Genomic DNA, 17,855 nt, shown 5'->3' with positions numbered 1-17,855 from the left:
GCAACTCTTCGAGACTTTCCATGACCACCGTTCGCACCCGTATTGCGCCGTCGCCCACTGGTGATCCGCACGTAGGCACTGCCTATATCGCCCTGTTCAACCTGTGTTTTGCCCGTCAGCACGGTGGCGAGTTCATCCTGCGTATCGAAGACACGGATCAGCTGCGCTCCACCCGTGAGTCGGAACAGCAGATCTATGACGCCCTGCGTTGGCTCGGCATCGAGTGGAGCGAAGGGCCGGATGTCGGCGGCCCGCATGGCCCGTACCGGCAGAGCGAGCGCGGCCACATCTACCAGAAATACAGTGCCGAGCTGGTGGAGAAAGGCCATGCCTTCCACTGTTTCTGCAGCGCCGAGCGCCTGGATAAGGTGCGCGCCGAGCAGATGGAAGCCAAGCAGACGCCACGTTACGACGGCCACTGCATGCACCTATCTGCTGATGAGGTGCAACAGCGCCTGGCCGCTGGCGAGCCGAATGTCGTGCGCATGAAGGTGCCGAGCGAAGGCGTCTGCGTGGTGCCGGACATGCTACGTGGTGAGGTCGAGATCCCCTGGGATCGTATGGACATGCAGGTGCTGATGAAGACCGATGGCCTGCCGACCTACTTCCTGGCCAACGTGGTTGACGATCACCTGATGGGCATCACCCACGTGCTGCGCGGCGAAGAATGGCTGCCGTCGGCGCCCAAGCTGATCCTGCTGTACGAGTATTTCGGCTGGGAAAAACCGCAGCTGTGCTATATGCCGCTGCTGCGTAATCCGGACAAGAGCAAGCTCTCTAAGCGTAAGAACCCGACCTCGATCACCTTCTACGAGCGCATGGGCTTCCTGCCGCAGGCGATGCTCAACTACCTCGGTCGCATGGGCTGGTCGATGCCGGACGAGCGCGAGAAGTTCAGCCTCGATGAGATGGTCGAGCATTTCGATATCAACCGGGTTTCCCTCGGCGGGCCGATCTTCGACCTGGAGAAGTTGTCCTGGCTCAACGGCCAGTGGATGCGTGAGTTGAGTGTCGAAGAGTTTGCCGCTGGCGCGCAGAAGTGGGCGTTCAACAGCAACTACCTGATGCAGATTGCTCCGCATGTGCAGGGGCGGGTGGAAACCTTCAGCCAGATCGCGCCGTTGGCCAGCTTTTTCTTTGCCGGTGGCCTGGTTCTGGATGCCAAGCTGTTCGAGCACAAGAAGCTCTCTGCCGATCAGGTGCGTCAGGTGATGCAGTTGATCCTGTGGAAGCTCGAGGCGCTGCGTCAGTGGGAGAAAGACAAGATCACCGCCTGCATCCAGGCCGTGGTCGAGCACCTTGAACTGAAACTGCGCGATGCCATGCCGCTGATGTTTGCCGCGGTAACTGGTCAAGCGAGTTCGGTATCGGTATTGGATGCCATGGAAATCCTCGGCCCGGACCTGACCCGTTTCCGTCTGCGTCAGGCCATCGAACTGCTCGGGGGTGTGTCGAAGAAAGAAAACAAAGAGTGGGAAAAGCTGCTGGCGAGCATCGGCTAAGCGGTTCACGCGCCCGGCCCGGCACTGATGTGCCGGGTCTAAATTGGGTAAGTGATTGTTCTGTCAGCATAAAGAATGCAGAAATACGGAAAAATCTTGTTGACAGGTAGGGGGCGCGCTCTTAACATGCGCCCCGTCCTTGAGATGGGGCTATAGCTCAGCTGGGAGAGCGCTTGCATGGCATGCAAGAGGTCGACGGTTCGATCCCGTCTAGCTCCACCAATCTCAAAGCCGAAAGGCTTGCCACAGTTGGCTCACTGAGCTGGCTGAGTTTTGAAGGGTATCTGCGTCCCCTTCGTCTAGTGGCCTAGGACACCGCCCTTTCACGGCGGTAACAGGGGTTCGAGTCCCCTAGGGGACGCCACTATTTCCAGCCACAGTGCTTCGGCATTGTGTGTCGAGAGACGTTAAATCCGGGGCTATAGCTCAGCTGGGAGAGCGCTTGCATGGCATGCAAGAGGTCGACGGTTCGATCCCGTCTAGCTCCACCAATTCCACGACAGGCCAGCTTAGTGCTGGCCTTGTTCTTCGAAGGTTTCGTCCCCTTCGTCTAGTGGCCTAGGACACCGCCCTTTCACGGCGGTAACAGGGGTTCGAGTCCCCTAGGGGACGCCATTTTTACCCGCTCTGCGGGATTTTGGAGGGTCATTCCTATGGAATGGCCCTTTTGTTTTTCAGTCCGAAATTTCTTCCTGCTCCGAATGCAGCCGACCGGTGGTCGTGATTGGCGCTTGCAGAGAATTATTACGAGCATAATATTTCAATCGTAATATTAGGGGGTGAAGATGAACGACAAGAAAGCTCAGACCCGTGAACGGATTCTTGCTGCGGCCGGTGCCGCCTTGTTGCAGCGCGGCCCAGCGGAACCCAGTGTCGGGGACGTGATGGGTGCTGCCGGGCTGACGGTGGGAGGGTTCTACGCGCACTTCGATAGCAAGGACGCGCTGATGCTGGAGGTGTTCCAGCAGATGCTCTGCCAGCGTCGCGAGCTGATCAAACAGATGGACAGCCAGTTGCCGGCCGAGGAACGCCGCGCGTTGCTGGCAGCCTTCTACTTATCGCGCAAGCATCGCGACGCCAGCGACCAGGGCTGCCCATTACCCAGCTCGTTGGGTGAGTTGACGCGCCTGCCGGAGAGTTTTCGCACGGCACTGGCCGAGCACCTGGAACTGATGAGTGCACAGCTGGCAGGCGGTCCCGAGGATGCCAACAAGGCGTTGGCCGATATTGCTTTGATGGTAGGAGGGCTGGCGCTGGCACGGGCGCTGGGGCCGGGGGAGTTGTCTGATCGCGTTCTACGTGCTGCCAAATCGGCCATCGTCTGAGGAGCAAGGCAATGAACAACATGAGTTGGGTGCGTGGTTTCAATGCGTCCGTTGGTTTGCTGGCACCTCATGCCCTGGCGAGCACCTGGCGTCGAGCCTTTATGACGCCGCGCCGTCTGCCACCGCGGGCCTGGGAGTTGCCGCTGCTGGAGCATGCCGAGCGCATCACCCTGCGCTTCGGTTTGTCGGCGCTGCGTTGGGGCAGTGGCCCGGCGGTGTTGCTGATGCATGGCTGGGAAGGTCGGCCGACGCAATTTGCCGAGTTGATCAAAGTGCTGGTCAAGGCCGGTTATGGTGTGGTGGCGCTGGATGCGCCAGCCCATGGCCGCTCACCGGGGCGTGAAGCCAATGTGGTGATGTTCGCCAGGGCTTTGCTTGAGGCAGCCAGTGAGTTGCCGCCGCTGAAGGCGGTGATTGGCCATTCGATGGGCGGCGCGAGTGCCTTGCTGGCTACGCAACTGGGCCTGCGGACTGAGGCGTTGATCAGCATTTCCGCGCCGAGTCGGATTCTCAGCATGCTGGGGCGGTTCTCACGCTATATGGGCTTGCCACGTCAGGCGCGCGAACATTTCGTGAGGCTGGTCGAAGAGAATGCCGGTATCCCCGCTGGGCAGCTAGATAGCGCCTGCTACCAGTTAGATATTCCCGGGCTGGTGGTGCATGCCACGGACGACCCGATGGTGCCATTCAGCGAGGCTGAAGCGCTGCATCAGAACTGGTTCGACAGCCGTTTACTGCGCCTGGACAACGGTGGGCATCAGCGTTTGTTGGCTGATCCCCGCCTGTTGCAGGCCGTGCTGGAACTGCTGGAATCCTTGCCTCAGCAGCCGTCCAGAGCGTTGGCGTCGTAAGCCTCCACCCGGTTACGACCAGCGGCTTTGGCTCGATACAGTGCCTGATCGGCATGCCGCAGCAATTGCTCGCGGTTGCTGCTGGCATCCGGAATCAGCGCATAGACGCCAATGCTCAGGCTTAGCTCGATGCGCAAGTCCCGGTGCAGGCAGGGATGTTCTGCCAGGTCTGTGCGCAGCTGCTCGGCGAGGTCCATGGCGCCGGCTTGATCGGTGTCGCAGAGTACGGCAGCAAATTCCTCGCCGCCGAAGCGTACCAGCAGGTCGTTACTGCGCATGCGCTGCCGCATGCGCTGGGCCGCGTGCTGCAGGCAGGCATCACCGACCAGGTGACCGTAGGCGTCGTTGACCTTTTTGAAGTGATCCAGATCCATCATCAGCATGGCAATCGGCTGCTGGCTGCGGCGTGCTTGCGCGAGCATGCGCTCCAGTTCCTCGTTGAGTACCTGGCGGTTGAACAGGCCGGTCAGGTTGTCGTGCCGGCTCAGTTCGGCCAGGCGCTGGTTGGCGCTGGACAGCTCCTCCAGGGCTTGTTGCAGGGAGGCGGTGCGTTCCTGCACGCGGTTTTCCAGCCCCTCGTTGATCTGCCGTTGCAGCTCAAGACTCTTGGCTTGCTCCATGCGCAGTTGATGCTCGTTGGCAAACAAACGGGCCTGAGCAATCTGCTGTTCGATCTGCGCCAGGCGAATGCGCGTGCCGAGGGCTATCGAGAAAATCACCAGTTCCAGCAGGCTGCCGATCTGCTGGGCGTGCAGGGTGAGCAGGGAGTTGGCGATCAGGCCGGTGCCGCTGAGCACGCTGAACAGGCTGGCGATGATCAATGTCGACCAGCCAAGGGCAAACAGCTTGGCCGGTGGATAGCCATCGCGCCAACGCAGAATGGTGAAGATGCAGCCGAAGATTGCACAGGCCAGCAGCAGGATAAAGCTGCCGAGCAGTGCCACGAGGTAAGGCGCGGCCAGAGCCAGCAGCATCACCAGCAGGCTGCAACCGATCAGCAGGCGGCTGATCCAGGTGTAGGCGGGGTGCTTGGCCTTGAGATCAAGTACGCCGTAGGTGAACAGAATGCCGAACAGGGTTGCCAGCGCCGAGCTGAACGGGAAACTCAACTGGTGCCAGTTCAATGAGTTCGGCCACAACCACTGCAGGGCAAACCCCAACTGAATGAACTGATACAGGCTGAAACTGGCGACAAACAGGCTGTACCACAGGTAGTTACGGTCGCGGGTGATGATGAAGATCGACAGGTTGTAGATCATCATCACCAACAGCGCGCCAAAGAACAGTCCTTGCAACAGCAACATGCGCTGTTCGTGATGGTTGAAGGCCTCGGCGCTCATCAGGCTGGCGCTGAGGTTGGCCGAGCCGTCGGTCTGCATGCGCAGGATCAGCTCCCGCGCTTCGCCGCCCGCCAGGTTCACGGGCAGCACCAATTGACGATGCTCGACCCAGCGCTGATTGAAGGGGTGTTGATCGCCGGCCTGATAGATCCGCTCGTTATCCAGGCCATAAGCTTCCAGGCTGTCGAGCAGTGGGTTGCCGATCAGCAGAATCCAGCTGATGGGTGCGTCAGCCGGGTTGTGCAGGCTGAAGCGCAGCCAGTACGCATGCTTGCTGTAGCCGAAGCTGGCGTCGCGGCGGGTCACGGGTTGCCAGGCGGACTCAGGAAGTTGGCGCACGTGATGGATGTCGGCCTGTCCTTCAGGGTCTGCCCAGACGTACATGACCGGTCCGGGCAGTAGCGGCGCATCGCTGGCCTGTAGAGGCAGGCTGGCGGCTTGTCCGAGTGCCGGCAGCAACAGCAGAAGAAAGAGGCGCAGTATCGCAGTCAAAACAGGCATTCCATGGCAAGTATGTTGGCAGTCGCGACAAAGGTGCATTATTGCGCGGCCTGATGACATACCGATAGCGTAGCCGGGGTTGCACATGAACCAGAATTTGCTGCATGACCATGCCCAGCGTGACGACTGTCTGAAGGCGCTGGCTGCTGATCTCGTGGTTCAGATTCAAGCCACGTTGACGCAGCAGGCGCGTGCCGCCTTGATTTTGCCGGGCGGTAGCAGCCCGCAAGCCTTGTTGCCGTTACTGGCGCAGCAGTTGGAGAGTGCGCGCCTTGACCTTAGCCCCAGCGACGAGCGCTGGGTACCGGCGCAGGCCGCCGAGAGCAATTGGCAGTTGCTGCATCAGGGCTTGCCGCAGGCCAACTGCCTGGATCCGCGTCAGGGTGCGACCCTGGATCAATCAGCATTAAGTTGGGGCGAGCGGTTGGCGCAATGGCCGCCGTTTAGCGCAGTGTTGCTGGGTATGGGGGAGGACGGTCATATCGCTTCGCTGTTTCCCGGTATGCCTGGCCTAGCGGATGCGCTCGATCCGCAGGCGCTGCCCGCTGCCTTGCCGGCCCTGGCGCCGCAAGAGCCCCGCCGGCGACTGTCACTGAATCTGGCCATGTTGCAGCGCGGCCAATGGCTGGGGCTGTTGGCTTTTGGGGCGCGCAAGCGAGAATTGATTGAGTCGGTGCTGAGCGACCAGCCAGCGGCTCGTGAGTTACCGCTGTATGCCTGGCTGCAGCGCAGCCCATTACCCGTGAACATCTATTGGGCGCCCTGAACGTCCGGGTTGCTACGTGCATGGGCGAAAGCGGGCGTTAAGCCGTTACACTGCAAGCCAGTACCTCGCCGAGAAAGGACCCCGTCATGTTGCACCCAGTTGTTGAGCAGGTGACCGCCGCGCTGGAGCAGCGTTCGGCCAAACGCCGCGAACGCTATCTGCAACGCTTGGCACAGGCGGCCGCGCGCACCGCGCATCAGGCGCTGGGCTGCTCCAACCTGGCCCATGCCCTGGCGGCGCAGCCTGAGGATGCGCGGCTGATCATCAAGCAGGGTGGCTCACCGCATGTGGCGATCATTTCCAGTTACAACGATCTGCTCTCGGCCCACGCGCCGCTCAGGGACTATCCCGAGCGCCTGAAAGTGGCTCTGGCCAAGGCCGGCGCGACCTCGCAGTTTGCCGCCGGGGTGCCGGCCATGTGCGATGGCATCACCCAGGGCGAGGCGGGCATGCAGCTGTCGCTGTTCTCTCGTGATCTGATTGCCCAGGCCGCAGCAATCGGCCTGACCCACGGTATTTTTGATGGCGCGCTGTACCTGGGCGTGTGCGACAAGATCGTCCCCGGCCTGTTGATCGGCGCGTTGCATTTCGGCCACCTGCCGGCGGTGTTCGTGCCGGCCGGGCCCATGCAGTCGGGCCTGCCGAACAAGGAAAAAGCCGCCGTCCGCCAGCGTTACGCCCGTGGCGAAGCCAGCCGTGATGAGCTGCTGGCCGCCGAGTTGGCTGCTTATCACCAGGCCGGCACCTGCACCTTTTACGGCACTGCCAACACCAATCAATTGCTGATGGAGGCGATGGGCCTGCACGTGCCGGGCAGCGCCTTTATCCACCCCTATACGCCGCTGCGCGATGCCATGACTGATGAGGCGGCGCGCCTGGTGGCGCACAACAGCCGCCAGGGCGAGCGTTATCTGCCGGTCGGTAAGCAGATTGATGCGCGGGCGCTGATCAACGCGGTAGTGGCCTTGCTCGCCAGTGGCGGCTCGACCAATCACACCTTGCACCTGCCGGCCATCGCTCGAGCGGCGGGCTATGAACTGAGTTGGGATGATTTCGCCGCGTTGTCCAAGGTGGTGCCGCTGCTGGCGCGGGTTTATCCGAATGGCGCAGCAGACGTGAACCAGTTTCAGGCCGCAGGCGGGCCAGCCTGGCTGCTGCGTGAACTGCTCGGCGCTGGTTTGCTGCATGACGATGTGGCCACGGCTGCCGGGCATGGCCTGCAGGCCTACACCCGCGAACCCTGGCTGGAGGGCGAGCGCCTGGTCTGGCGCGACCTGCCGGTGCAGAGCCCGGCACCTGATATTGTCCGGCACGTAGGTGAGCCGTTTGCCGCAGAAGGTGGGCTGGTGCTGCTGGCGGGCAACCTGGGGCGCGCGATTGTGAAAACCTCAGCGGTGGATCCGGCTTTCTGGCGCATCCGCGCCCAGGCGCGCATCTTCGATTCGGAAGCGGCCGTGCAGGCTGCCTATAGCGCTGGTGAGTTGCAAGGTGACCTGGTGCTGGTGGTGCGCTTCCAAGGCCCACAAGCCAATGGCATGCCCGAGCTGCATAAACTGATGCCCTTGCTGGCCAATTTGCAGCAGGCCGGTCAACGGGTGGCACTGATCACGGATGGGCGCATGTCCGGTGCTTCCGGTCAGGTTCTCAGTGCCTTGCATGTGGTTCCAGAAGCCGCTGCCGGCGGCCCCCTTGCGCGTTTACAGGATGGCGACTGGCTGTTGCTGGATGCGCAAAATGGTCTGCTGCAGGTGGAACTGAGTGAGCAGCAACTGGCCGCACGGCCATTGGCATCTGCCAGTGCTGAGCTGGAATTGGGGTATGGTCTGGAACTGTTCGCCGCCCAGCGCCGCCTGGTGGGCTCGGCAGAGCAGGGCGCCAGCAGTCTGTTTGAAGACTGAACGCGATGATTGAATCTTGAGAGCGGGGAGCAAGGCATGAGCCTGACGATGGATATGGTGCTGCAACAGGCCCGCCCGGTGTTGCCGGTGCTGGTGATCGAAGACATCAGCCTGGCGCTGGACCTGGCCCGTGCCCTGCACGCCGGCGGCATCAGCGTGCTGGAAGTCACCCTGCGTACGCCACGCGCGCTGGATGCGCTGGCCGCAATGCGCAAGGAGTTACCGGACCTGCTGATTGGCGCCGGTACGCTGATCCATGCCGAGCAGTTTCTGGAGGCCCGCGATGCTGGCGCGCAGTTCGCTGTCAGCCCTGGCTGCACCGAACGCCTGGCGGCGGCGGCAGAAGACTCCGGCTTGCCGTATTTGCCGGGGGTGATGACGCCCTCGGAAGTGCTGCTGGCGCTGGAGTACGGCTATCGCTCGCTCAAGTTGTTCCCGGCCAACGGTGCGACCAGCATCAAGATGCTCAAGAGCTTCAAGGGGCCATTCACCGGTATTCGCTTCTGCCCGACCGGTGGGGTAACCCCGGATAACCTGCTGAGCTTTTTGCGCCTGCCCAACGTGGCCTGCGTGGGCGGCACCTGGATCGCGCCAAGCAACCTGGTGCGCGCCCGCGCCTGGGATCAGATCACCCAACTGGCGGCCGAAGCCCGCGCCCTGGCCGGTAGCCTGGAGCAACCGGCATGAGTTGGGAGCTGAGCAATCCCTTTGTCATCGATATTCAGGTGACGGCCGAGGACATCGACGGTCTTGGCCACGCCAACAACGCGGTCTACGTCAGTTGGCTGGAGCGCTGCGCCTGGCGCCATTCGCAGTTTCTCGGCCTGGATCTGGCCGAGTATCGCCGCCTCGACCGCGCCATGGCGGTGCTGCGCCATGAGATCGACTACCTGGCCAGTGCTTATGAAGACCAGCAGTTGCAGATGGCCACCTGGATCGTCGAGTCCGATCAGCGCCTGAAGATGGACCGGCGCTTCCAGCTGATTCGCCCGGAAGACGGCGTGACCCTGTTGCGGGCGAAAACCACTTTTGTCTGCATCGAGCTGTCCAGCGGCAAGCCCAAGCGCATGCCGCCGGAGTTTGTTGAGGGGTATGGCGCTGCTTTGCAGCCGCCTTTTCCCATGGAACTGTGACGCGCCGTTGGGCTAATGCCTGAGCGTTTCACCCTCACGCCGCGTACACTACGCGGCGTTTTTCTACCTGCGACTTTTAGCCGAAGTTCAGTACCGCATTTTCAAGAGACTGCCTATGCAAATCGCCCTGGCCCCGATGGAGGGGTTGGTCGACGAAATCCTTCGCGATTTGCTCACTCAGGTGGGCGGCATCGATTGGTGCGTGACGGAGTTTATCCGGGTCACCGAGCGGGTCTTGCCCGTCAGCAGCTACGAGAAGCTCGCGCCTGAGTTGTTCAGCGGCGCGCAAACAGCCACCGGCACGCCGCTGCGCGTGCAGTTTCTCGGCTCCGATCCGGCCTGCCTGGCGGATAACGCCGCCTTTGCCTGCACCCTCGGCGCACCGGTGATTGACCTCAACTTCGGCTGCCCGGCCAAGACGGTGAACAAGTCCCGTGGCGGTGCGGTATTGCTCAAAGAGCCCGAGTTGCTGCATGCGATTGTCCGTGAAGTGCGCGGTGCGGTGCCGGCAAGTATTCCGGTGACGGCGAAAATGCGCCTGGGTTTTGATCACAAGGATTACGCCCTGGAATGCGCCGAGGCACTGGCCGAGGGCGGCGCGGCGCAGATCGTGGTGCACGCGCGAACCAAGGTCGAAGGTTACAAGCCGCCGGCGCATTGGGAGTGGGTGGCGCGGGTGCAGGACGCGGTCAAGGTGCCGGTATTTGCCAATGGTGAGATCTGGACCCTGGATGACTGGCGGCGCTGTCGCGAGGTCAGCGGGGTGGAGGACATCATGCTCGGCCGTGGCCTGGTGGCGCGCCCGGACCTGGCCCGGCAGATTGCGGCGGCCAGGGCCGGGCAGGAGGTGGTGGCCATGAGTTGGGCTGAGCTACAGCCGCTGCTGGCGGATTTCTGGCTGCAGGCGCGGCGCAAGATGTCGCCACGCTACGCGCCGGGTCGGTTCAAGCAGTGGCTGGCGATGCTGACGCGCAGCTACCCGGAAGCGACCGAGCTGTTCAACCTGCTGCGCCGAGAAAGCGACTGTCTGCGTATCGATGCTCTGCTCGGTATCGAGTTTGCCGACTCCGGGCGCGTCGAACAGGCCAGCGCCTGAGCGTTTCCCCCAGAACCTATTTACGATCTCGCGAGCGAGAGTCATGCAAGGCGCTACGTAGTAACAGCCTTCGGCTGGTCAAAACGGTGAGGAAGCGGAATGTACTGTTGTACATGACATTCCGAGCCTGTTTTTAACGCAGCAGGGCCGACGCGCAGCAGATTGTAAATAGGTTCTCAGCGCCCGCCGCTCACATCCAGCAGCGCGCCACTGGTGTATGACGCCTGCTCGCTGGCCAGCCAGAGTACGGCTTCGGCCACTTCGCTAGCCAGGCCGCCGCGCCCCATGGGTACACTCTGGCTGACCCGCGCGACCCGATCCGGCTCACCACCGCTGGCGTGAATCTCGGTTTCGATCACCCCGGGACGTACCGCATTGACGCGAATGCCATCGGCCGCCACTTCCTTGGCCAGACCCAGGGTCATGCTATCGATGGCGCCCTTGGCCGCCGCATAGTCGATGTATTCACCTGGTGCGCCGAGTTTGGCAGCCACCGAGGACAGGTTGACGATGGCACCGCCGCTACCGCCCTGGCGTGTCGACATGCGCGTGATCGCCTCGCGACAGCAGAGAAAGCTGCCAAACACATTGGCGGCAAATACCCGCTGCCAACGCGCCAGCTCCATCTGTTCCAGGCGCATCTGTGGCTCCAGTATGCCGGCGTTGTTGACCAGTACATCGAGGCGGCCAAAGTGCCGGTCAAGCTGGGCGAACAGTTGCAGCACCTGGCCTTCGTCGGCGACATCAGCCTGCACGGCGATGGCTTGGCCGCCGGCCTGGGTGATCTCGTTCGCCAGCGCCTCAGCCGCTGCCTGTTGCCGGTGATAGTTCAGGCACAGTGCATAGCCCTGAGCCGCCGCCAGCTTGGCGGTGGCAGCGCCAATGCCGCGGCTGGCACCGGTGATCAGCATGACCTTGCTCATCGAATTGCTCCCTGTAAGAAATTTTTGCAGAGGCTTGAAATCCAGTTGAGTAACCACATTTTCAGTCATGCAGGATGCCGAAGTCGGGTCCTGTATCACTCGCTGAATTTCAGGAGATTTAAATTATGAGCACCGCATTTTCTATGACCCCACTGTTCCGTCAGTCCGTTGGCTTTGACCGTTTCAATGACCTGTTCGAGTCGGCCATGCGCAATGAGTCGGGTAGCAGCTACCCACCCTACAACGTCGAGAAATATGCCGACGACCAATACCGCATCGTAGTCGCGGCGGCGGGCTTCCAGGAAGACGACCTTGAATTGCAGGTCGAGCGCGGCGTACTGACTGTTACTGGTGGCAAACGTGATACCAGCGCCGAGAACGTCACTTACCTGTACCAGGGCATCGCCCAGCGTGCCTTCAAGCTGTCGTTCCGTCTGGCTGATCATATCGAGGTCAAGGCCGCCAGCCTGGTCAACGGCCTGCTGAACATCGACCTGGTGCGCATCGTGCCGGAAGAGGCCAAGGCCAAGCGCATCCCGATTGGTGCCGGCCGCGTATTGCAGAGCTAAGTGCGCTGTATGTGAACAACAAGGGCACCTTCGGGTGCCCTTGTTGTTTCAACGGGGGCTCGGCGTACCGAGGAGCAGTTGGCTGAACTGTTCCAGCGGCACCGGTTTGCTGAACAGGTAGCCCTGGTAGTGGTGGCAGCCTTGTTGTTGGAGAAACTCCAGCTGATCCGGTTGTTCGACCCCTTCGGCAATCATGTCCAGCCCCAGGCTGCGCGCCATGGCGACGATGGCACGGATGATTTCGGCATCGTTGGCGTCCTGGGTGGCGTCGCGCACGAATGACTGATCAATCTTCAGCACATCCACCGGCAAGCGTTTGAGGTAGGTCAGCGAACTGTAGCCGGTGCCGAAGTCGTCCATGGCAAAGCTCACGCCCAGGCGTTTGAGGCGGTTCATCTTGGCGACCGTGTCGTCGATGTTCTGGATCACGATGCCTTCGGTGATTTCCAGCTTGAGCATATTGGCGGGCAGCTGGCTGCTGGTCAGGCTGCTTTCCACCCGCTCGACAAAATCATGCTGACGGAACTGCCGCGGGCTGATGTTTACGCACAGGCTGAATTGCGACGCATCGACCAGGCCCTGACGCAGCAGTTGGGCGCAGGCATGGCAGGCTTCAGCAAGCACCCAGCCGCCGACTTCGAGGATCAGCCCACTTTCTTCGAGTATATGAATAAACAGCGCCGGTGACTGTGCGCCCAGAGTCGGGTGCATCCAGCGCAGCAGCGCCTCAGCCCCGATGACCTGATTGTTACGTGCATCCACCTGCGGCTGAAAATGCAGTTCGAATTCGCCACGGGCCTGGGCCAGGCGCAGGTCGTTTTCCAGGCGCAGACGCTCACTGGCGGCTTTTTGCATGGTGTTGCGAAACAGCTGGATGCAGTTGCGCCCCGAATCCTTGGCTCGATACAGGGCGATATCGGCGCGCTTGAGCAGGTCGGACGGGGTGTCGCCATGATCGGGGATCAGGGCGATGCCGATGCTCGGGGTGACCTGCAGCTGGTGACCGTCGAGCAGCATGGGTTCGGCCAGCAGGTGGCGCAGTTTTTCCGCCACCATGCGTATCTGGCTGACCACCGTCGAGCGTTTGCCCTCCAGGCCGGAAATCAGCACGACGAACTCGTCGCCGCCCAGGCGCGCCACGGTGTCCTCCTGGCGCACGCTGGACTCCAGGCGCGCGGTCACCAGTTTGAGCACTGCATCGCCGACCGGGTGGCCGAGGGAATCATTGATGTGCTTGAAGTGATCAAGGTCGATAAACAGCAGGGCGCCGCGCAGTTCATGACGCTTGAGCAAGGCAATCTGCTGGGTCAGGCGGTCGAGAAGTAAGGCACGATTGGGCAGGTTAGTCAGTGAGTCGTGGTAGGCCAGGTGCTGCACCTGGGCTTGAGCGCTTTTCAGCTCGCTGATGTCGCGGGCGGTCAGCAGCAGGCAGGCGGTGTTGTTCAGCTCGATCGACTCGACCGACACTTCGACCAGTTTGACCATGCCGTCACGGTGTTTGCCGTGCATTTCCATGTGGTAGACATGGCCGTCGCGTTTGAGCTTCTCCACCATCAGATCGCGCTCGGCCAGGTCAGCCCAGACGTTGAGCTCCATGGCGCTGCGGCCGATCACTTCTTCGGGTTTGTAGCCCGTCAGGCGGCTGAATCCTTCGTTGACTTCGATATAGCGGCCAGTGTCGCGTTCGGTAATGGTGATGGCGTCGGGGCTGGAGTGGAATGCCAGGGCAAATTTCTCCTGGCTGGCCTGCAGCTCTGCCTGGGCTTTTTGCCGCTCGCTGATATCGCGGAAAGTGGTGAGGATGCAGCTCTGGTTGTTGAGCATGATCGGCCGTGAGGACACCACGCAGGTGATGACATGGCCCTGCTTGTCGAGAAAGTCGGCTACCTCGTTGTCCAGGCTCTGGTCGTGCTGCAGCTTGTGGTAAAGCGCGGTGCGCTGGCTCAGATCGGCCCACAGGTTGAGGTCGGTCATCTTGCGGCCGACCACTTCCTCTGGTTGCCAGCCGAAGGTCTGGCTGAAGCTGGAGTTGATTTCCAGGGCAAAGCCGTCGGGCAGGGTAGTCAGGGCGACAGGGTCTGGGCTGGCCTGGAACAGGCTGGCGAATTTGGCTTCCGAGGCGGCCAGGCGTTGCTCGCGGCGCACCCGCTCGCTGATGTCGATGAGGATGCCGGCCATGCGTTCAGGCTGGCCCTGGGCGTCGCGGTAGAGCTTGGCGGTGCTTTCCAGGTAGTGCACTTCCTGATTGGCGTAGATCGCCCGGTAGGTGACCTGATAATCCTCGGTGATGCCCTGCGCCAGGGTCTGGTAATGCTTACGCATGGCGTGGCGGTCAGCCAGCGGTACACAGCTGAAGAACTTGCGGAAATCGTCGTGGAAGGGTTCCTCTTTCAAACCGTGCAGTTTGGAGGCGCGGGCCGAGCCGAACAGCATATTGCTGGGGATGTGCCAGTCCCAGGTGCCGAGGTCGGCGGAGTCCAATGCCAGGTCCAGACGCTCCTGGCTGTCGTGCAACGCCTGTTCCTGCTGGCGTTGCTGGGTAATGTCACGCAGCGACAGAACCAGGCAGAGCTTGCCCTCCAGCATGATTTCGCCGCCGAACAACTGGTTTCGGCGGATGCTGCCATCGCGGTGGTAGAGCGGCACTTCCAGGCCATTGAGGCTGTTGTTGCTGATCGCCGTCATCATCCGTTGGCGATCTTCCAGGCAGGCCCAGACACCCATTTCCAGTGAGGTGCGGCCCAGGGTCTGTTCAACGGTCCAGCCGAACTGACGTTCGAAGCCGGCGTTGACTTCGATAAAGCGACCGCTGGCTTTGTCGGTGATTACCACCGCATCGGGGCTGTAATTGAAGGCCTGGGCGAATTTTTCTTCGCTGCTACGCAGGGCCTGCTCGCGGGCCTGCTGGTTGCTGATATCGCGGATGACCCCGATGACCCGATGTTTGCCGTCGGCGTCCTGCTGCAGGCTGCCGCTGATTTCCAGCCAGTGCAGGCTGCCATCTGGCCAGCGGATACGGTGGCGGAAGGCGCGGGTGCTTGGGGTGCCGGCGAGCAGTTGTTCGAACAGTCGAATGATTTCCGGACGGTCTTCTTCCGGGATCAGCTCGATATAGTCGATGCGCTTTTGCAGCGGCTGTTTGGGATCAAGGCCGAAAAGTGCCTGGGCACCGCGTGACCAACTGACCCGGCCGCTTTCAATGTCCCAGTACCAGGTGCCGAGTTTGGCGCCATTGAGCGCACGCAACAGACGTGGGGCATCGTTCCAGGTGCTTTCGAATTCGGCAGGATCCAGTGCCGGGATAAACGGCAGTGGCGGACGGCGATCACTGGATTTGGCCACGATCCACTCTTCCTTTACGTGCGCGGGTTTCGTGGCCGTTGGCTGAGCAACTGGGCTGAGTCATGCAGAAACCTTTCTTATCGTTATGAGCCCACGTTAGCCTTTACTCGCTTGCCTGTGCAAGACCGTCACGCTGGGCATCCAGCAGGTTCATAAAGGCTCGCGCAGCATTCGACAGGGTGCGTTCGGTATGGCTGATATAGCCCAGCTGGCGCGTCAGCTGGATGCCGGGCAACGGCAGGCGCGCAACCTGGTCATCGAGCATGGTGCGCGGCAGTACGCTCCAGGCCAGGCCGATGGAAACCATCATCTTGATGGTTTCCAGGTAGTTGGTGCTCATGGCGATATTCGGCGTCAGCCCCTGCGCCTCGAACAGGCGCCGCACAATGTGGTGGGTAAAGGTGTTGCCGCCGGGGAAAACCGCCGGGTGATGGGCCACATCCGCCAGGCTGACGGCACCATTGCGCGCCAGCGGATGCTCGGGGGCAGCGACGAAATCCAGTGGGTCGTCCCACACTGCTACGGCATGCACGGGCTCGCGGGTTTCCGGGGCGAGGGTGATCACCGCCAGCTCGGCGCGGCCATGTAGCACTTCTTCATAGGCCACTTCTGAATCAAGGAACTGGATATCCAATGCCACCTGCGGGTAGGCACGGGTAAAGGCGCGCAGCAGTGCAGGCAAGCGGTGCAGGCCGATATGGTGACTGGTGGCCAGGGTCAGGCGACCGCTGATCTCGCCGTTCAGGTTGGTCAGAGCGCGGCGCGTATCATCGAGCACATTAAGAATCTGATAGGCCCGTGGCAGCAGGGCGCGGCCGGCCTCGGTCAGGCTCACCTCGCGGCCCAGGCGGTCGAACAGGCGTACATTGAGCTGTTGCTCCAGGCTGGCGATACGTTTGCTCACCGCTGGCTGGGTCAGAAACAGGCGCTCTGCCGCTTCCGAGAAGCTGCCCAGCTCGGCAATGGCAATAAAGGCATTCAGGGTGGCGAGATCCATGTGGCAGGTCCTGGCGGCGAGTGGGGTGGATTGCGATCAGCATGCCGTACTCGTATTCCGATTTGGAATCCTTTGAATAAAAAATATGAATTTGAGTAATTTCGTTCGGAGCCATAGGATGGCCCCATAAGCCAAAGGGCTATTTGCCCAGGCATAGAAACAAGTTGATGAGGGAATCGCTGATGGCCGGCAAAACGCTGTACGACAAGCTCTGGGACATGCACGAGGTGAAGCGTCGCGACGATGGTTCGTCGCTGATCTACATCGACCGCCACATCCTCCACGAAGTGACCTCGCCGCAGGCCTTTGAGGGCTTGCGTCTGGCCAGCCGCAAACCGTGGCGCATCGACGCCAACATAGCCACCCCGGACCATAACGTGCCGACCACCAAGGCTGAACGTCAAGGCGGCCTTGAGGCCATCGCTGATGAAGTGTCGCGTATCCAGGTACAGACCCTGGACGAGAACTGCGATGACTTCGGCATCCTCGAATTCAAGATGAACGACGTGCGTCAGGGCATCGTTCACGTGGTGGGTCCGGAGCAGGGCGCGACCTTGCCGGGCATGACCGTCGTTTGTGGCGACTCGCACACCTCCACCCATGGCGCCTTCGGTGCGCTGGCCCACGGCATCGGCACCTCCGAGGTCGAGCATGTGCTCGCCACCCAGTGCCTGGTTGCCAAGAAGATGAAGAACATGCAGGTGCGCGTCGAAGGCAAGCTGCCGTTCGGCGTCACCGCCAAGGACATCGTGCTGGCCGTGATCGGCAAGATCGGCACCGCTGGTGGCAATGGTCATGCCCTGGAGTTCGCTGGCAGCGCAATCCGCGACCTGTCGCTGGAAGGGCGCATGACCATCTGCAACATGTCCATCGAAGCGGGTGCCCGCGTCGGTCTGGTGGCGGTGGATGAAAAGACCATCGCCTACGTCAAGGATCGTCCGTTCGCGCCCAAGGGCTCGGATTGGGACAAGGCTGTGGCGCAGTGGCAGGACCTGGTTTCCGATGCTGATGCAGTGTTCGATACCGTGGTCGAACTGAAAGCTGAAGACATCAAGCCGCAAGTCAGCTGGGGTACTTCCCCTGAAATGGTTCTGGCTGTGGACCAGAACGTGCCGGACCCGGCCGCTGAAAGCGACCCGGTGAAGAAGGACTCGATCATCCGCGCCCTGAAGTACATGGGCCTGTCGGCCAATCAGCCGATTACCGATATCCAGCTGGACCGCGTGTTTATCGGCTCGTGCACCAACTCACGCATCGAAGACCTGCGTGCTGCCGCTGAAGTAGCCAAGGGGCGCAAGGTTGCCAGCACCATCAAGCAGGCGCTGGTGGTGCCTGGTTCGGGTCTGGTCAAGGCGCAGGCGGAACAAGAAGGTTTGCACCACATCTTTATCGAGGCCGGTTTTGAATGGCGTGAGCCAGGTTGTTCCATGTGCCTGGGGATGAACCCGGACAAACTTGGCAGTGGCGAGCATTGCGCATCGACCTCCAACCGCAACTTCGAAGGCCGTCAGGGCGCGGGTGGTCGTACCCACCTGGTCAGCCCGGCAATGGCTGCCGCTGCTGCGGTGACCGGCCGCTTTATCGATGTGCGCGAATTGATCCAGGCCTAAGG

At 61.5% G+C, this 17,855-nt stretch carries 14 protein-coding genes and 4 tRNA genes; 14 read left to right on the top strand and 4 right to left on the bottom strand.

Going from position 1 to position 17,855, the window contains the following annotated elements; genetic code table 11:
- Window positions 1-20: 20 nt before the first annotated feature.
- The 7 genes from gltX to IOD17_RS16525 all read left to right on the top strand — a co-directional run bounded on the left by gltX (window position 21) and on the right by IOD17_RS16525 (window position 3,678).
- Window positions 21-1,502, top strand: coding sequence for a glutamate--tRNA ligase (gene gltX, locus IOD17_RS16555; RefSeq protein ID WP_233686132.1), 1,482 nt, complete (start codon window positions 21-23; stop codon window positions 1,500-1,502).
- Between the two features lie 146 nt (window positions 1,503-1,648).
- Window positions 1,649-1,724: transfer RNA gene (locus IOD17_RS16550), tRNA-Ala, on the top strand.
- Between the two features lie 66 nt (window positions 1,725-1,790).
- Window positions 1,791-1,866: transfer RNA gene (locus tag IOD17_RS16545), tRNA-Glu, on the top strand.
- A gap of 51 nt (window positions 1,867-1,917) precedes the next feature.
- A tRNA-Ala gene (locus IOD17_RS16540) sits at window positions 1,918-1,993 on the top strand.
- A gap of 48 nt (window positions 1,994-2,041) precedes the next feature.
- Window positions 2,042-2,117: transfer RNA gene (locus tag IOD17_RS16535), tRNA-Glu, on the top strand.
- Between the two features lie 170 nt (window positions 2,118-2,287).
- Window positions 2,288-2,827: a TetR/AcrR family transcriptional regulator gene (locus IOD17_RS16530; protein WP_233686131.1), complete on the top strand. Its 540-nt coding sequence runs from the start codon at window positions 2,288-2,290 to the stop codon at window positions 2,825-2,827.
- Between the two features lie 11 nt (window positions 2,828-2,838).
- A complete protein-coding gene (locus IOD17_RS16525; protein WP_233686130.1) occupies window positions 2,839-3,678 on the top strand; it encodes an alpha/beta fold hydrolase in 840 nt (279 codons plus the stop codon).
- On the opposite strand, the gene IOD17_RS16520 is transcribed toward IOD17_RS16525, so the two are convergent.
- Window positions 3,648-5,510 carry a sensor domain-containing diguanylate cyclase gene (locus tag IOD17_RS16520; RefSeq protein ID WP_233686129.1) on the bottom strand — a complete coding sequence of 621 codons (1,863 nt, stop codon included), beginning with the start codon at window positions 5,508-5,510 and terminating at the stop codon, window positions 3,648-3,650. The two genes, IOD17_RS16525 and IOD17_RS16520, sit on opposite strands and share 31 nt — an antisense overlap.
- A 94-nt stretch (window positions 5,511-5,604) precedes the next feature.
- Here IOD17_RS16520 and IOD17_RS16515 point away from each other — a divergent pair, with 94 nt between their 5' ends.
- The 5 genes from IOD17_RS16515 to IOD17_RS16495 all read left to right on the top strand — a co-directional run bounded on the left by IOD17_RS16515 (window position 5,605) and on the right by IOD17_RS16495 (window position 10,412).
- Window positions 5,605-6,285: a 6-phosphogluconolactonase gene (locus IOD17_RS16515; protein WP_233686128.1), complete on the top strand. Its 681-nt coding sequence runs from the start codon at window positions 5,605-5,607 to the stop codon at window positions 6,283-6,285.
- A gap of 89 nt (window positions 6,286-6,374) precedes the next feature.
- Entirely contained in the window at window positions 6,375-8,183 is a 1,809-nt protein-coding gene (gene edd / locus IOD17_RS16510) for a phosphogluconate dehydratase (RefSeq protein WP_233686237.1), read from the top strand.
- A 36-nt stretch (window positions 8,184-8,219) separates the two neighbouring features.
- Window positions 8,220-8,870, top strand: coding sequence for a bifunctional 4-hydroxy-2-oxoglutarate aldolase/2-dehydro-3-deoxy-phosphogluconate aldolase (locus IOD17_RS16505; protein ID WP_233686127.1), 651 nt, complete (start codon window positions 8,220-8,222; stop codon window positions 8,868-8,870).
- Window positions 8,867-9,316 carry an acyl-CoA thioesterase gene (locus IOD17_RS16500; RefSeq protein ID WP_108489074.1) on the top strand — a complete coding sequence of 150 codons (450 nt, stop codon included), beginning with the start codon at window positions 8,867-8,869 and terminating at the stop codon, window positions 9,314-9,316. Before IOD17_RS16505 ends, IOD17_RS16500 begins: the two co-directional genes overlap by 4 nt.
- Window positions 9,317-9,431: 115 nt before the next feature.
- On the top strand, window positions 9,432-10,412 hold the full coding sequence (locus IOD17_RS16495; protein WP_233686126.1) for a tRNA dihydrouridine synthase: 981 nt from the start codon (window positions 9,432-9,434) through the stop codon (window positions 10,410-10,412).
- A gap of 176 nt (window positions 10,413-10,588) precedes the next feature.
- Here the strand turns inward: IOD17_RS16495 and IOD17_RS16490 are convergent, their stop codons facing one another.
- Window positions 10,589-11,335 (bottom strand): SDR family oxidoreductase, encoded by a 747-nt coding sequence (locus IOD17_RS16490; RefSeq protein WP_233686125.1) that lies wholly within the window; start codon window positions 11,333-11,335, stop codon window positions 10,589-10,591.
- A 125-nt stretch (window positions 11,336-11,460) separates the two neighbouring features.
- On the opposite strand from IOD17_RS16490, the gene IOD17_RS16485 reads away from it, so the two are divergent.
- Complete coding sequence (locus tag IOD17_RS16485) at window positions 11,461-11,904, top strand: Hsp20 family protein (protein WP_233686124.1); 444 nt, start codon at window positions 11,461-11,463, stop codon at window positions 11,902-11,904.
- A gap of 48 nt (window positions 11,905-11,952) precedes the next feature.
- On the opposite strand, the gene IOD17_RS16480 is transcribed toward IOD17_RS16485, so the two are convergent.
- On the bottom strand, window positions 11,953-15,246 hold the full coding sequence (locus IOD17_RS16480) for an EAL and GGDEF domain-containing protein (protein ID WP_233686123.1): 3,294 nt from the start codon (window positions 15,244-15,246) through the stop codon (window positions 11,953-11,955).
- A 103-nt stretch (window positions 15,247-15,349) separates the two neighbouring features.
- Window positions 15,350-16,243 (bottom strand): LysR family transcriptional regulator, encoded by an 894-nt coding sequence (locus IOD17_RS16475; RefSeq protein WP_233686122.1) that lies wholly within the window; start codon window positions 16,241-16,243, stop codon window positions 15,350-15,352.
- Window positions 16,244-16,425: 182 nt separating this feature from the next.
- On the opposite strand from IOD17_RS16475, the gene leuC reads away from it, so the two are divergent.
- Entirely contained in the window at window positions 16,426-17,853 is a 1,428-nt protein-coding gene (leuC, locus tag IOD17_RS16470) for a 3-isopropylmalate dehydratase large subunit (protein WP_233686121.1), read from the top strand.
- Window positions 17,854-17,855: the final 2 nt, after the last annotated feature.

Source organism: Pseudomonas anguilliseptica (genome assembly GCF_021375795.1).
Classification (GTDB): domain Bacteria; phylum Pseudomonadota; class Gammaproteobacteria; order Pseudomonadales; family Pseudomonadaceae; genus Aquipseudomonas; species Aquipseudomonas anguilliseptica_A.
Note: the sequence above shows the minus strand (reverse complement) of the source record. Positions and strands in the feature narration are given on the sequence as shown.

Bases quoted from the DNA above. Each gene is read 5' to 3' on its own strand.
- gltX (WP_233686132.1), top strand. From the start codon at position 21: ATGACCACCGTTCGCACCCGTATTGCGCCGTCGCCCACTGGTGATCCG.
- IOD17_RS16530 (WP_233686131.1), top strand. From the start codon at position 2,288: ATGAACGACAAGAAAGCTCAGACCCGTGAACGGATTCTTGCTGCGGCC.
- IOD17_RS16525 (WP_233686130.1), top strand. From the start codon at position 2,839: ATGAACAACATGAGTTGGGTGCGTGGTTTCAATGCGTCCGTTGGTTTG.
- IOD17_RS16515 (WP_233686128.1), top strand. From the start codon at position 5,605: ATGAACCAGAATTTGCTGCATGACCATGCCCAGCGTGACGACTGTCTG.
- IOD17_RS16505 (WP_233686127.1), top strand. From the start codon at position 8,220: ATGAGCCTGACGATGGATATGGTGCTGCAACAGGCCCGCCCGGTGTTG.
- IOD17_RS16500 (WP_108489074.1), top strand. From the start codon at position 8,867: ATGAGTTGGGAGCTGAGCAATCCCTTTGTCATCGATATTCAGGTGACG.
- IOD17_RS16495 (WP_233686126.1), top strand. From the start codon at position 9,432: ATGCAAATCGCCCTGGCCCCGATGGAGGGGTTGGTCGACGAAATCCTT.
- IOD17_RS16490 (WP_233686125.1), bottom strand. From the start codon at position 11,335: ATGAGCAAGGTCATGCTGATCACCGGTGCCAGCCGCGGCATTGGCGCT.
- IOD17_RS16485 (WP_233686124.1), top strand. From the start codon at position 11,461: ATGAGCACCGCATTTTCTATGACCCCACTGTTCCGTCAGTCCGTTGGC.
- IOD17_RS16475 (WP_233686122.1), bottom strand. From the start codon at position 16,243: ATGGATCTCGCCACCCTGAATGCCTTTATTGCCATTGCCGAGCTGGGC.
- leuC (WP_233686121.1), top strand. From the start codon at position 16,426: ATGGCCGGCAAAACGCTGTACGACAAGCTCTGGGACATGCACGAGGTG.